Origin of the sequence: Blautia sp. AM29-29, assembly GCF_003480555.1 — a bacterium.
GTDB classification, from domain to species: Bacteria; Bacillota; Clostridia; order Lachnospirales; family Lachnospiraceae; genus Fusicatenibacter; species Fusicatenibacter saccharivorans.
Genome location: NZ_QUJD01000021.1, coordinates 1 through 14,882 on the forward strand (window position 1 = coordinate 1; position 14,882 = coordinate 14,882).

Sequence of the window (14,882 nt, forward strand, 5' to 3'; positions counted from 1 at the left end):
ATTTTTCAAGGTGCTATAGAAATAGAGGACAAAGTTATTTATGGTTTTGACCCCAACATCATCATATTAGAATATAAAAATTGCTGTTACTTCGCTGTTTCAGAAAAAGGAGACTATGGCAAAAAGAACGTAAAAGAAAGTGAATAAGTCTTGAAATTGTTTTCTTGATCTGATAGAGTGAAGATATTTTCCATCCAGATTTTGTCGTAACCATCTGCTTTCAGACATCTGCATTTACATAGATGGGTAAGGTATCATTTTGCGACAAAGCCACAGAGAAAAATAAAGAAAAACAAAGAAAGGAACCATTTACATGAGTATCAGAAAAAACGAAATTCCCATTCTGGAATTTGATGACAATCCGATGGCTGTCATCAATCCGACACATGAAAATCAGAATATTTCATTGCCGCCCAAATGTGTATTTGCATTTGTGGGAGGATATATTGATGTGTACGCGCAGGAGCATCATGCGCAAAAAGTGGCCGAATTTGTCAGCGCAACAAAAGAATATCCGGTCTATGTTTTAGAAGATGCAGGGGAAGAAATGGTTCTGTGTCAGGCGCCGGTAGGGGCGGCACCTGCAGTACAGCTCCTTGACTGGCTGATTGGCTACGGAGTAAAGAAAATTATTTCCACAGGATCCTGCGGCGCGCTTGTACCATTTCCGGAAAGCACGTTTCTTGTTCCGTACAAAGCCCTGCGTGATGAAGGGACTTCCTACCATTATGCAGCACCTTCGCGTTTTATGGAAGTCAGTCAGACGGCAAGAAAAGCAATAGAAGAAACAGTATTAGAACATCATATGAAGTACCAGGAAGTGGTTACCTGGTCAACGGATGGATTTTATCGGGAAACAAAGGAAAAAGTAGAATATCGCAAGAGTGAGGGCTGCTCGGTTGTCGAAATGGAATGTTCTGCGCTTGCTGCCTGCGCCGCTTTTCGAAATGTGACATGGGGAATGATTCTTTACACCGCAGATACGCTTGCGGATGTAGAACGGTATGATGAGCGGAACTGGGGCGGAGATTCTTATGCGTATGCACTCAGGCTGTGTATGGACGCGGTGAAAAAGCTGTAATGAATTTAGAATGAAGGTCCAATCAACGACAGATCGAGTCCACAGAAAAAGATAGCCAGGTGTGTTAGAAAAAACGTGATAAACCTATTGACATGATAGGAATACAGGAATATGATGAATAAAATTGGAAATGGGAAGGAGAAAGGCATGAGCGAAATTACAAGAGATGAGGCATTTGCCTTACTGAAAAAATACAACAAGGATCCCTTTCATATTCAGCATGCGCTTACCGTAGAAGCAGTTATGAAATGGTATGCAAGAGAGCTTGGCTATGGAGCGGAAGAGGAACACTGGGGGATTGTCGGTCTGCTGCATGATATTGATTTTGAACTTTATCCGGCAGAGCACTGCCTGAAAGCACCGGAGCTTTTACGGGAGGACGGCGTATCGGAAGACATCATTCACGGTGTCGTTTCGCACGGCTACGGCATTACCATCGAGTGCGGCGTGACGCTGGATGTAGAACCGGTGCATGAAATGGAAAAAGTGCTGTTTGCTGCGGATGAACTTACCGGCCTGATCTGGGCGGCTGCACTGATGCGGCCTTCCAAAAGCACAAAGGATATGGAACTGAAATCTCTGAAGAAAAAATATAAGAGCAAAGGCTTTGCAGCAGGATGTTCCAGAGAAGTTATCGAGCGCGGAGCTGACCAGCTCGGCTGGCCGCTGGAAAAACTGCTGACCATGACACTTCAGGCCATGGCAGACAGCGAGGACGAGATCAACCGGGAAGTAGAAGCGGAGCAGGGAAGAGATGCAGCGGATTCTGAAATCAACGATGGAGCTGACGTTTCAGTTTGAAGCAGAAAAACATAAGATTATCATTCAGAATTTTAACGGAAAAAAAGAAAACGTGGTTTACACGGAACAGTCTCTTGGAGAAGCTTTGCTGACACGCGGACTGATCAAGAAAAAAGACGAAGAGATCCTGCAGGACTGTTTTGCGAGATGCTGTATGGGAGAACTTAGAAGAGCGGCGCAGACGGATGCGCTGACCGGGTTGTGGAATGTCGGCGGCGGAAAAGAGCATATACAGAAAATACTGGCCGGGCAAAAAGAAGAGGAAATAAACGGGAATGCGATGTTCCTGATGGATGTGGATAATTTTAAGTCTGTGAATGACACCATGGGTCATATGGTGGGAGACGAAACGTTAAAGCAGCTGGCACAGGTGCTGAAAAACAGTTTTGAAAAAGAGGATGTTGTATTCCGGCTGGGCGGAGATGAATTTGCTGCATTCGTTCGGAATATGGAAAATCCGGATGAAAAAATTGCACAGATTATGTGCCGTATGAAGCATGAACTTGAGGCGGCACGGGAGGCGAAGAAATTCTGTGATACAGGGACAGAAAAACGAAAGGACACAGGATAACGTGATTAGTGAAAAAATTTTTGAACTGATTCTTCGAAATAGCATAACGCAGAAGGAGTTTTCAGAAAAAACCGGAATTTCCCAGAGCACCATCAGCGACTGGAAACGAAAGGGAACCAATCCATCGGCGGACAAAATTCTGAAGATCTGCGAAGTGCTGAAGGTTACGCCATACGAACTTTTAGGGGAGAGTGGAACAGAACAAAAGCCGATGGATCCTGAACTGAGTGCCGCAAACGAAGAAGAAAAAATAATTCTGGAAGGCTTCCGCAATCTGCCGGGCAGACAAAAAGAAAGAATCTTAGGTTATCTGGCGGCATTGCAGGAGGAAAGATAGGATCAGGAAACAAAGGAAAAGATGAAAGAAACACAGGAAAACTTACAAATGCAAAGAGTGCAGGCCCTGCAGCGGCTTCATCGGGAACGGACAGAAGAAGCTCTGTGGGAGTGCTTACTCACATTCCAGGATTTTGAATTTCATACCTATTCCGGCCTGCCGTATTCCTACCATATGAAATACGGCAGAAGCGGCACTTATACAAAAGAACTCTGGATCGACCGCCGGGAGAAAAGCAAAAGCCTTGTCTGGAGTTCTGTGCGGACGGCGTATCAGAAAGTGCTGGAATTGCAGCAGGAAAGCGAAAGGCCGGTCGTTGCCCGCCCGAAAGCACTGGGAGATATCCGCGGAATTACGTACATTTATGGGATTTTTTACGAGTTTGCACTGCTTGAAATGCCGGAGAAAGCAAAAGAAAAATTTTTGATGCAGACAGAAGCAAAAAAATCACAGGAAAAATAAATTTTCACCCAATGCAGGGCTTGACAATCAGTTATTGGGTGATATAATCTAAAACTATCGGGAGCCAAAAGCACCGAACAGGAAAACAGCAAAGCGTAGAAGAGACGAGTAAATCACAGCGAATGTGACAGAGAGAAACCCCGTTTTGTGGTGCAAGGGTTTTAACAGGAACGTGATCGAAGACCAGCTCTGAGCGGCCCCAATCCGGCCCGGTGATTCCGTTATCGTCAAATGAAGTGGTTTGAAAAAACAAAATGGGTGGAACCGCGGTGAATGAAAATACATCGTCCCTTTTGACAGCATAAGCGTGTCAGAAGGGACTTTTTTGTTGCTGTAAAAAGTATAAAAATTCTGAAACACGCTTGCGAAAAATATACAAAGAAAGAGGTAAAGCAAATGATCATCACACTGAAAGATGGAAGTACCAAAGAGTACTCCGAACCGAAATCCATCATTGAGATCGCAGCAGACATCAGCGAAGGCCTTGCAAGAATGGCCTGTGCAGGTGAAGTAAACGGTGAAGTAGAAGATCTTCGTACCGTCATCGACAAGGACTGCAATCTTTCCATTCTGACCTTCAACGATGAAGGCGGAAAAGCAGCATTCCGTCACACCACATCCCATATCATGGCACAGGCAATCAAGAGACTGTACCCGGATACCAAGCTTGCAATCGGACCGTCCATCGCAGACGGATTCTACTACGATGTAGACAGAGATACTCCACTCACCAGCGAAGACCTTGAAAAAATCGAAGCAGAAATGAAGAAAATTGTAAAAGAGGATCTGAAACTGGAGCGTTTTGAGCTGCCGAGAGCAGAAGCCATCGCTTTCATGAAAGAAAAAGAAGAGCCATATAAAGTAGAACTGATCGAAGATCTGCCGGAAGACGCAGTCATCAGCTTCTATCGCCAGGGTGAATTCACGGACCTGTGCGCAGGCCCTCATCTGATGAGCACAAAGCCGGTCAAAGCCTTCAAACTGACCAGCCTTGCAGGCGCATACTGGAGAGGCAGCGAGAAAAACAAGATGCTGCAGAGAATCTACGGAACTGCATTCACAAAGAAAGCAGAGCTTGAAGAGTACCTCCACATGATCGAGGAAGCAAAGAAGCGTGACCACAGAAAACTCGGAAAAGAGCTCGGCCTGTTTATGATGAGTGAGGACGGCCCGGGATTCCCGTTCTTCCTTCCAAAAGGAATGGATCTGAAAAATGCACTGATGGATTACTGGCGTGAAATCCACAGAAAAGCAGGATACGTAGAAATCTCCACACCGATCATCCTGAACCGTCGCCTGTGGGAGACCTCCGGTCATTGGGATCACTACAAAGAAAACATGTATACCACCGTCATCGACGATGAAGATTATGCAATCAAACCGATGAACTGCCCGGGCGGCGTTCTCGTTTACAAATCCGAGCCTCGTTCCTACCGTGATCTGCCGCTGCGTCTGGCAGAGGTTGGTCTGGTACATCGTCATGAGAAATCCGGCCAGCTGCACGGCCTGATGCGTGTACGCTGCTTCAACCAGGACGATGCCCATATCTTCATGACACCGGAGCAGATCAAAGACGAAATCAAAGGCGTTGCAAACCTGATTGACCAGGTTTACAAACTGTTCGGATTCAAATATCACGTAGAGCTGTCCACCCGTCCGGAAGACAGCATGGGAAGCGATGAGGACTGGGAGGTAGCAACCGAAGGTCTCCGCGGCGCACTCGATGATCTTGGCCTTGACTATGTAGTCAACGAAGGCGACGGCGCATTCTATGGCCCGAAGATCGACTTCCATCTGGAAGACTCCATCGGAAGAACGTGGCAGTGCGGTACCATCCAGCTTGACTTCCAGCTGCCGCAGAGATTCGAGCTGGAATACACAGGAGCAGACGGCGAGAAGCATCGTCCGATTATGATCCACCGTGTTGTTTACGGTTCTGTTGAGCGTTTCATCGGTATCCTGATCGAGCATTTTGCAGGTGCATTCCCAACCTGGCTTGCACCGGTACAGGTAAAGGTTCTGCCAATCTCCGACAAATACGCAGATTACGGTAAGAAGGTTCTGGACGCCCTTCACGAGGCAGGCATCCGCGCAGAGATGGATACCCGTTCCGAGAAGATTGGATATAAGATCCGTGAGGCACAGGGACAGAAGATTCCATACATGCTGATCGCCGGAGCAAAAGAGGAAGAGGCAGGTCTTGTATCTGTCAGAAGCCGTTTTGCAGGTGATGAAGGCCAGAGAAGCCTGGAGCAGTTTATCGCAGATATCAAAGAAGAAATCGCAGGCCGCGTTAACCGCCCGGTTACTGTTGAAACAAAAGAAAATAAATAATAAAGCATAAAAAATTACCTCTTGGAAATAATGGTTTCTATGCGGGCGAAACCGCAGAAAACTAAATTTCAGGAGGTAATTTATTATGCCAGCATTAAGTTGTTCCGCTATGACCTGTGTTTACAACCAGAACGAGCTCTGTTCCAAAGGAGATATCCGCGTAGGCGGAAGCGAAGCCAAAAGCTCCATGGAAACGTGCTGCGAGAGCTTCAAGGAGCGCGGTGAGGGCACGATGTTCAACTCTACCGGCTGCGGCTGTACGAAAATCGGTGTCGACTGCAAGGCGCAGAACTGTACCTTTAACGACAACTGTAAATGCGAAGCCGGAGACATCCATATCGCCGGAGACAGCGCATGCAGCTGCCAGGAAACCGAGTGCAGCTCCTTCCGCTGTGGCTGCGGGAGATAAATACGAAAAAATGCGAAAATCAGTATTGACAACAGGATGGGAGAGTGCTATACTGCAATAGTCTGAGAAAAAGAAAGTAGAGTATCCACTCTCACCCTAGCGCAAACACGCGACTACGGTCCAATATTGATCTTAAGTTCTCTTTGTGTAGAGATTTATGTACAATGTTAAGTGGATAGTCTGTCTATCCACTTTTCTTGCGTTATCAGTCAAATCCGGTCCGGTGAGCCGAGTTTGATTTCGTTACACCGCAAAAGCGGGAACACAGTCTTTTATAATGATGGAGGTGCACTACAATTAGCGAATTAATGATTAATGAGCAGATCAGAGACAGAGAAATTCGTCTGATCGGTCAGAACGGAGAACAGCTTGGAATTATGTCTGCCAGAGATGCGTACCTGAAAGCACAGGAAGCAGGTCTGGATCTTGTGAAAATTGCTCCGACAGCGAAACCGCCGGTTTGCAAAATTATCGACTACGGAAAGTACAGATATGAACTGGCCCGCAAGGAAAAAGAAGCAAAGAAAAAACAGAAAACAATTGAAATCAAGGAAGTTCGCCTTTCTCCAAACATTGACACCAATGATCTTAATACCAAAGTAGGTGCAGCCCGCAAGTTCATTACAAAGGGAGACAAAGTAAAAGTAACACTTCGTTTCCGCGGCCGTGAGATGGCACATATGAACAGTAGCAAATACATCCTCGATGAATTTGCAGAGAGTCTGTCCGATATTGCAACGGTTGACAAAGCGCCGAAGGTGGAAGGCAGAAGCATGACCATGTTTTTGACGGCTAAACGTTAAAATACATTTGAATCAATATCAAGGAGGAAATTAAAATGCCAAAGGTAAAAACAAGCAGAGCAGCTGCAAAGCGTTTTAAAACAACAGGAACAGGAAAATTAGTAAGAAATAAAGCTTACAAGAGCCATATCTTAACCAAGAAATCTCAGAAGAGAAAAAGAAACCTGAGAAAACAGACTACTGTTGATGCAACAAACGTAAAGAACATGAAGAAAATCTTACCTTACATGTAATTTTTGCAAGGTAGAGTTACGCCCAACAGATCAAGGAGGAAAATAAGAAATGGCAAGAATTAAAGGCGGCATGAACGCTAAGAAAAAACATAACAGAGTATTAAAACTGGCTAAAGGTTACAGAGGAGCCAGAAGCAAACAGTATAGAGTAGCAAAACAGTCCGTAATGCGCGCACTGACCAGCTCCTACGCAGGAAGAAAACAGAAAAAACGTCAGTTCCGTCAGCTGTGGATCGCTCGTATCAACGCAGCAGCAAGAATGAACGGTCTGTCCTACAGCAAATTTATGTATGGTCTGAAACTGGCAGGCGTTGAGCTGAACCGTAAAGTTCTGGCTGACATGGCAGTTAACGATGCAGAAGGATTTGCAACACTGGCTGAGCTTGCAAAAAGCAAAGTAGCATAAGTAAAAACATATTCTGTGTGAATATACGAAGAAGCTGTGAGAACCGGTAAGGGGATCGCAGCTTCTTTTGAAATATAGAAAAACATGAGGTGAATATGAAAAAAAGCAAAGTGGCAGTGGTTGCCTGTCCCGACTATGAGCCGGCGCACGTAAAGGAAAGCCTGCAAAAGGGATTGGAAGCAATTGGCGGCCTGGAATCTCTGATCGGAAAAGAAGAGAATATCTTATTAAAACCAAACCTCGTCCGCTCCGCAAAACGAGAACGCGCCGTCGTGACCGACCCGGAAGTTATGGATGCCCTGATCACGATTTTGCAGGAAAATGGCTATGAGAATATTTCCTGCGGCGATTCCTGCGGCCTTGGCACCCCGGAGGGCATTGCAAAGGAAGCCGGGCTGAAAGAGGTGCTGGAAAAACACAACGTTCCGCTGAAAGATTTCCTTACGAGCGAGCGCGTAGAAACCGCCGATGGTAAATTTCTGATGATTGCGAAAGATGCACTCGACTGCGACGCCCTCATCAGCGTCAGCAAAATGAAAACCCACGCGCTGGAACGCATCACCGGAGCTGTCAAGAACCAGTACGGCTGCATCAGCGGCGTCTACAAAAAACTCGGCCACACGCAGTATCCGAACGCTGAGAGCTTCGCGCACATGCTGATCGAGCTGAACCAGAAAGTCGCCCCGCGCCTCTATATCTGCGACGGCATCGTAGCAATGGAAGGCAATGGTCCGACTTCCGGCGACCCGGTTTCGATGGGAGTTCTTCTTATGTCCACCGATCCGATTGCACTGGATACCGTGTTCTGCCATCTGGTGAACCTCGATCCGTCGTATGTGCCGACAAATCTCTACGGGGAAACGCTCGGCCTTGGAACGTGGCACGACGACCGCATCGAAATCGTGACAGCGGATGGCACCATATCCGAGAAAGAACTGAAAAGAAAGTACGGAAATCCAAACTTCAACGTCGACCGCCGCAAAGCCCGCAAAAAAGGAGCCCTCGACCTGCTCGAGATCCTCGGGGTCTTCCAGAGCCGCCCCTATATCATAGAAGAAAAATGTAAAAAATGCGGCGTCTGCGTCGAGAGCTGCCCGGTGGAAGGGAAAGCCGTCCGCTTTGATAACGGCCGCAGAAATCCGCCGGTCTACGATTATAAAAAGTGCATCCGCTGTTTCTGCTGTCAGGAAATGTGCCCGCATCAGGCAATCCAGGTAAAGAAACACCGTCTGCCGTGGGAAAAATAAGGGAGCTATCCTACAAAGTGACTGGAAAAGCAAAAAGAGAAGTGTTATACTTGAAACCGGACAAAATTTAGTACAGGAGGAACAACACCATGGAATTAGAAACTTTAAGAAGTGATATGATAGCAGCAATGAAAGCCAAAGACAAAGCGAGAAAAGAGGCCATCTCTTCCCTGATCTCCGCAGCAAAGAAAGTAGCCATCGACGAGGGCTGCCGCGATGACATCAAACCGGAGCTGGTAGACCGCGTCATCTTAAAAGAGCTGAAGACCGTAAAAGAGCAGATCGATACCTGCCCGGCATCCCGTGAGGACTTAAAAGCAGAGTATCAGTTCCGCTATGACGTCATCAGCGAGTATGCACCGAAACAGATGAGTGCAGACGAAGTCAAAGCCTACATCAAGGAGAAATTCGCAGACGTTCTGGCAACCAAGAGCAAAGGTGCCATCATGAAGGCCGTTATGGCAGATATGAAAGGTAAAGCAGACGGAAAAGTCATCAACCAGACCGTTGCAGAACTGTGCAAATGAATATCATCAACATCGAACACATCAGCAAACTGTTCGGCGATAAACTGATTTTTGACGATGCTTCCTTCGGCCTGCAGGAGGGCGACAAGGTCGGCATCGTCGGAATCAACGGAACCGGAAAATCCACGCTGCTGCGCATAGTAGCAGGAGATGAGACCCCGGATTCCGGCCAGATTATCCGCCAGAACAACCTCAAAATGGCCTATCTTCCGCAGACACCGGAATTTCCAAAGGATGCCACCGTGCTGTCCTACGCCCTTTCCGGCGATGAGGAGGACTGGCAGGTGCAGAGCAACCTTGTACAGCTCGGTATCACCGAATACGACGCAAAAATCGACACCCTCTCGGGCGGCCAGCGCCGCAAGGTTGCCCTGGCAAAAGTGCTTGCGTCCGATTTTGACGTCCTGATCCTCGACGAGCCGACAAACCATCTCGACAATGCGATGCTCTCCTGGCTCGAGGATTACCTGAAAAATTACCGCGGAACCGTCTTTATGGTCACCCATGACCGTTATTTCCTGGATAAAGTGTCGAACCGCATCCTCGAAATCAGCCACGGAAAAATGTACAGCTACGATTCCAACTATTCCCGTTTTCTGGAACTGAAAGCTGAGCGCGAGGAGATGGAACTCGCCTCTGAACGGAAACGCCAGAGCATCCTGCGCATGGAACTCGAATGGGCGAAACGCGGCTGCCGCGCAAGAAGCACAAAACAGCGCGCAAGACTCGAACGTCTCGAAGTACTCAAAAATGGCACGGCACCGACCGCAGACGCTGTCGTGGAGATGGATGCTGTCGAGACCCGCATGGGAAAGAAAACGATTGAATTCCATAACGTCAGCAAAGCCTTCGGCGATAAAACGCTGATGAAAGATTTCGAATACATCTTCCTGCGGAACCAGAGTGTCGGCATCATTGGCCCGAACGGCTGCGGAAAATCCACAATGCTGCGGATGATCACCGGAGAAGTCCTGCCGGATGCGGGAACCATCGAAATCGGCGACACGATCCGCATCGGCTATCTGGCACAGGAAGAGCCGGACATGGATACGAATCAGCGCGTGATCGACTACGTGAAAGATATCGCTGAGTATGTCCAGACCCGTGACGGCCGCATCAGCGCATCGCAGATGCTCGAACGCTTCCTGTTCACACCGGATATGCAGTACACCCCGATTTCCAAACTCTCCGGAGGCGAAAAACGGAGACTGTATCTCTTATCCGTCTTAGTGAGCGGCGCCAATGTTCTGATCCTCGACGAGCCGTCCAACAACGTTGATATCCCGACCCTGACCGTGCTTGAGGATTTCCTGAACACGTTCGTCGGCATCGTCATCACCGTTTCCCACGACCGCTATTTCCTGGATAACGTCGTGGACCGCATCTTCGAATTCGACGGAAACGGAAATCTTCTGCAGTACGAGGGCGGCTACACCGATTACCTCGAAGCAAAAGAACGCCGTTTCGGCGGAAGTGCGGAAGAAACGGCAAAAGCAGCGCCGTCCAAAACGTCCGCGGACGAACCTGCAAAGTCAAAGAACAATGACTGGAAGCAGAACCGTCCGACCCGCCTGAAATTTACGTTCAAAGAACAGCGCGAGTACGAGACCATTGATGACGATATCGCTGTACTCGAGGAAAAGATTGCATCGCTTGACGATCAGATGCTCAAAAACGCCACCAACTCTGCAAAGCTCGCCGAACTGATGGTGGAAAAAGAGAAGACCGAAGCTGCTCTGGAAGAAAAAACCGAGAGATGGGTTTATCTAACCGACCTCGCAGAACAGATTGAGGCGCAGAATCAGAAATAAAAGAAGCAAAGGAACTGTCCGCAGAAGAGAAAAAATATGCGGGTCGTTCCTTCTTTTTTTATCAAGAAATTCGACGCGGAATTACCAGAAGTTGTAAAAAACTTGTATTTTTCCCTGAACACCCACAGAAAATCTGGACAGAATGCCCAATCGGTGTTATAATTCAAATACTGGACATAGTGGCATTGCCATGCCCTTATCCGGGTTTTTCGAAGCGCGGAGGCAACCGAAACCCGGCAGAACACCAACCTGAGAAAAGCCAAAGTAATTTTTGGTCATCATTTTTTAAGGAGGATAAAATCAAATGGCTAGAAAGATGAAAACCATGGATGGTAACCAGGCTGCAGCACATGCGTCTTATGCGTATACCGACGTAGCAGCTATTTACCCAATTACCCCTTCATCCGTTATGGCGGAGCATACCGATGAGTGGGCAACCCAGGGAAGAAAGAACATTTTCGGACAGGAAGTTCAGGTAACTGAGATGCAGTCTGAGGCAGGAGCAGCAGGTGCAGTACACGGATCACTGGCAGCCGGAGCTCTTACCACAACCTACACCGCATCCCAGGGACTTCTTCTGATGATCCCGAACCTTTATAAAATTGCCGGCGAGCAGCTCCCGGGCGTATTCAACGTATCCGCTCGTGCCCTTGCAAGCCACGCACTTTCCATCTTCGGAGATCATTCAGACGTTTACGCCTGTCGTCAGACCGGAGTCGCAATGCTCTGCGAATCCAGCGTACAGGAGGTTATGGACCTGACACCGGTTGCACACTGTGCAGCACTGAAAGGCAAAGTTCCATTTATCAACTTCTTCGACGGATTCCGTACCTCCCACGAGATTCAGAAAATCGAGACATGGGATTACGAAGATCTGAAAGACATGGTAGATATGGATGCAGTAGATGCATTCCGTAAACATGCCCTGAACCCGAACCATCCGTGCCAGAGAGGATCCGCACAGAACCCGGATATCTTCTTCCAGGCAAGAGAAGCATGTAACCCGTACTACGATGCTCTTCCGGCAATCGTACAGGAGTACATGGACAAAGTAAACGAGAAAATCGGAACCGATTACAAACTGTTCAACTATTATGGAGCAGCAGACGCTGAGCACGTAATCATCGCTATGGGTTCTGTCTGCGATACCATCGAGGAGACCATCGATTACCTCGTAGCAGCAGGCAAGAAAGTCGGCGTTGTAAAGGTACGTCTGTACCGTCCGTTCTCCGCAGAAGCACTCATCAATGCAATTCCGGAGACTGTAAAACAGATTTCCGTTCTGGACAGAACAAAAGAGCCGGGATCTCTTGGCGAGCCTCTGTACCTGGACGTAGTAGCAGCATTAAAAGGCAGCAGATTCGAGAGCACACCGGTCTTCACAGGTCGTTACGGACTTGGTTCCAAGGACACCACACCGGCTCAGATCGTTGCTGTATATGAAAATACAGAGAAACAGAGATTTACCATTGGTATCGTAGACGATGTTACCAATCTGTCTCTGCCGGTTGGCGCTCCTCTGGTAACAACTCCGGAAGGAACCATCAACTGCAAATTCTGGGGACTTGGCGCAGACGGTACCGTAGGTGCAAACAAGAACTCCATCAAGATCATCGGTGACAACACAGACATGTACGCTCAGGCTTACTTCGATTATGACTCCAAGAAGTCCGGCGGTGTAACGATGTCTCACCTGCGTTTCGGAAAGAAACCGATCAAATCCACCTACCTGATCCACAAAGCAAACTTTGTTGCATGTCATAATCCTTCCTATGTGAACAAATATCACATGGTAGAGGAGCTGGTAGACGGAGGAACCTTCCTTCTGAACTGTCCATGGGATGAAGCAGGACTGGAAGAGCATCTGCCAGGTCAGGTAAAAGCATTCATCGCAAACCATAACATCAAATTCTATGTGATCGACGGCGTTAAGATCGGTATCGAGACCGGCATGGGACCGACCCGTATCAACACCATTCTTCAGTCTGCATTCTTCAAGCTTGCGAAGATCATTCCGGAAGAAAAAGCCATCGAACTCATGAAAGCAGCAGCAAAAGCTACCTATGGCCGTAAAGGTGATGATGTCGTAGCAAAGAACTGGGCAGCAATCGATGAGGGTGCAAAACAGATCAAAGAAGTTGCAGTTCCGGAAAGCTGGAAAAATGCAGCAGACGAAGGTCTGACCACAACTCATGCAGAGAGCGGCCGCGCTGACGCTGTTAAATTCGTAAATACCATCCAGGCAAAAGTAACTTCCCAGGAAGGAAACAACCTGCCTGTATCCGCATTTGCAGACTACGTAGACGGAACAACTCCGTCCGGCACATCCGCATACGAGAAACGTGGTATCGCCGTAAACGTACCTGTATGGAATCCGGAAAACTGTATCCAGTGTAACAGATGTTCCTTCGTCTGCCCGCACGCTGTTATCCGTCCGGTTGCCATGACCGCAGAAGAAGCAGCAGCAGCTCCGGAAGGCATCCAGACCATGCCGATGACCGGTATGCCGGACTACACCTTCACAATGGCTATTTCCCAGCTTGACTGTACCGGATGTGGTTCCTGTGCAAACGTATGCCCGGGCAAGAAGGGTGTGAAAGCACTGGCTATGGAAAGCCTTGCAGCACACGAAGCAGAGCAGAAATACTTCGATTATGCAGCAGCTCTTCCAGAGAAGACAGACGTTGTAGCAAAATTCAAAGAAAATACCGTAAAGGGCAGCCAGTTCAAGAAACCGCTGCTTGAGTTCTCCGGCGCATGCGCAGGCTGCGGCGAGACTCCTTACGCAAAACTGATCACCCAGCTGTTTGGTGACAGAATGTACATCGCAAACGCAACAGGATGCTCTTCTATCTGGGGCAACTCCTCACCGTCCACTCCTTACACCGTAAACGAGAAAGGACAGGGCCCGGCATGGTCCAACTCCCTGTTCGAGGACAACGCAGAGTTCGGTTATGGTATGCTTCTTGCTCAGAAAGCAATCCGCGGCGGCCTGAAAGCCAAAGTTGAAGCTGTTATGAACTCTGAGAAAGCTCCGGAAGAAGTAAAAGCAGCATGCAAAGAGTATCTGGATACCTTTGACTGCGGCGCAACCAACGGAACCGCAACCGATAAACTCGTAGAAGCAATCAAAGATGCCGACTGCGACGTTTGCAGAGACATCGTTAAGAACAAAGACTTCCTCGCTAAGAAATCCCAGTGGATCTTCGGTGGTGACGGATGGGCTTACGATATCGGATTCGGCGGCGTAGACCACGTACTTGCCAGCGGAAAAGATATCAACGTAATGGTATTCGATACCGAGGTTTACTCCAACACAGGCGGACAGTCCTCCAAAGCTACTCCGACCGGTGCAGTTGCACAGTTCGCAGCAGGCGGTAAAGAAACCAAGAAGAAAGATATGGCAAGCATCGCAATGAGCTATGGCTATGTATACGTAGCACAGATCGCTATGGGCGCTGATTACAATCAGGCAGTCAAAGCAATCGCAGAGGCAGAGGCATATCCGGGACCGTCCCTCATTATCGCTTACGCTCCGTGTATCAACCATGGTATCAAGAAAGGTATGAGCAAAGCACAGACCGAGGAGCAGCTCGCTGTTCAGACCGGATACTGGCATTGCTTCCGCTTCAACCCGGCACTCGCTGCAGAAGGCAAGAGCGCATTCACACTGGATTCCAAGGCTCCGTCAGGAGATTATCAGGAATTCCTGAACGGCGAGGTACGTTACAACTCTCTGAAACGTGCAAACCCGGCGAAAGCAGAAAGACTGTTCGGCAAGAACGAGCAGGAAGCAAAAGACCGTTACACTTACCTGAACAAACTCGTAAAACTGTACGGCGCAGAAGAAGAGTAATTCT

General features: G+C 48.2%; 14 protein-coding genes. All 14 read left to right on the forward strand.

Annotated features, from left to right (window positions below):
- The first annotated feature begins 313 nt into the window (after positions 1 to 313).
- Positions 314 to 1,081, forward strand: coding sequence for a nucleoside phosphorylase (locus DW769_RS13810; RefSeq protein WP_055227889.1), 768 nt, complete (start codon positions 314 to 316; stop codon positions 1,079 to 1,081).
- Between the two features lie 147 nt (positions 1,082 to 1,228).
- Positions 1,229 to 1,882, forward strand: coding sequence for an HD domain-containing protein (locus DW769_RS13815; protein ID WP_055228005.1), 654 nt, complete (start codon positions 1,229 to 1,231; stop codon positions 1,880 to 1,882).
- A complete protein-coding gene (locus tag DW769_RS13820) occupies positions 1,836 to 2,453 on the forward strand; it encodes a GGDEF domain-containing protein (protein WP_055227890.1) in 618 nt (205 codons plus the stop codon). Before DW769_RS13815 ends, DW769_RS13820 begins: the two co-directional genes overlap by 47 nt.
- Before the next feature lies 1 nt (position 2,454).
- On the forward strand, positions 2,455 to 2,790 hold the full coding sequence (locus DW769_RS13825) for a helix-turn-helix domain-containing protein (RefSeq protein WP_070103224.1): 336 nt from the start codon (positions 2,455 to 2,457) through the stop codon (positions 2,788 to 2,790).
- Between the two features lie 48 nt (positions 2,791 to 2,838).
- Complete coding sequence (locus DW769_RS13830; RefSeq protein ID WP_242856702.1) at positions 2,839 to 3,252, forward strand: hypothetical protein; 414 nt, start codon at positions 2,839 to 2,841, stop codon at positions 3,250 to 3,252.
- Positions 3,253 to 3,648: 396 nt separating this feature from the next.
- The gene (thrS, locus tag DW769_RS13835) at positions 3,649 to 5,586 is read left to right on the forward strand and encodes a threonine--tRNA ligase (RefSeq protein WP_022461745.1); all 1,938 of its coding nucleotides are present in this window, start codon (positions 3,649 to 3,651) and stop codon (positions 5,584 to 5,586) included.
- Positions 5,587 to 5,671: 85 nt separating this feature from the next.
- Positions 5,672 to 5,995: a DUF1540 domain-containing protein gene (locus DW769_RS13840; protein WP_022461744.1), complete on the forward strand. Its 324-nt coding sequence runs from the start codon at positions 5,672 to 5,674 to the stop codon at positions 5,993 to 5,995.
- Positions 5,996 to 6,303: 308 nt separating this feature from the next.
- Positions 6,304 to 6,798 (forward strand): translation initiation factor IF-3, encoded by a 495-nt coding sequence (infC, locus tag DW769_RS13845; RefSeq protein WP_022461743.1) that lies wholly within the window; start codon positions 6,304 to 6,306, stop codon positions 6,796 to 6,798.
- Positions 6,799 to 6,833: 35 nt separating this feature from the next.
- The gene (gene rpmI, locus DW769_RS13850; protein ID WP_022461742.1) at positions 6,834 to 7,031 is read left to right on the forward strand and encodes a 50S ribosomal protein L35; all 198 of its coding nucleotides are present in this window, start codon (positions 6,834 to 6,836) and stop codon (positions 7,029 to 7,031) included.
- A 49-nt stretch (positions 7,032 to 7,080) separates the two neighbouring features.
- Positions 7,081 to 7,437: a 50S ribosomal protein L20 gene (gene rplT, locus DW769_RS13855; protein ID WP_022461741.1), complete on the forward strand. Its 357-nt coding sequence runs from the start codon at positions 7,081 to 7,083 to the stop codon at positions 7,435 to 7,437.
- Between the two features lie 95 nt (positions 7,438 to 7,532).
- Positions 7,533 to 8,684: a DUF362 domain-containing protein gene (locus DW769_RS13860; RefSeq protein ID WP_022461740.1), complete on the forward strand. Its 1,152-nt coding sequence runs from the start codon at positions 7,533 to 7,535 to the stop codon at positions 8,682 to 8,684.
- A gap of 89 nt (positions 8,685 to 8,773) precedes the next feature.
- Positions 8,774 to 9,211 carry a GatB/YqeY domain-containing protein gene (locus tag DW769_RS13865; RefSeq protein ID WP_022461739.1) on the forward strand — a complete coding sequence of 146 codons (438 nt, stop codon included), beginning with the start codon at positions 8,774 to 8,776 and terminating at the stop codon, positions 9,209 to 9,211.
- Positions 9,208 to 11,022 (forward strand): ABC-F family ATP-binding cassette domain-containing protein, encoded by a 1,815-nt coding sequence (locus DW769_RS13870; RefSeq protein ID WP_055227893.1) that lies wholly within the window; start codon positions 9,208 to 9,210, stop codon positions 11,020 to 11,022. The genes DW769_RS13865 and DW769_RS13870 overlap by 4 nt, the downstream gene beginning before the upstream one ends.
- A 304-nt stretch (positions 11,023 to 11,326) precedes the next feature.
- Entirely contained in the window at positions 11,327 to 14,878 is a 3,552-nt protein-coding gene (gene nifJ / locus DW769_RS13875) for a pyruvate:ferredoxin (flavodoxin) oxidoreductase (RefSeq protein WP_118750516.1), read from the forward strand.
- Positions 14,879 to 14,882 lie beyond the last annotated feature (4 nt).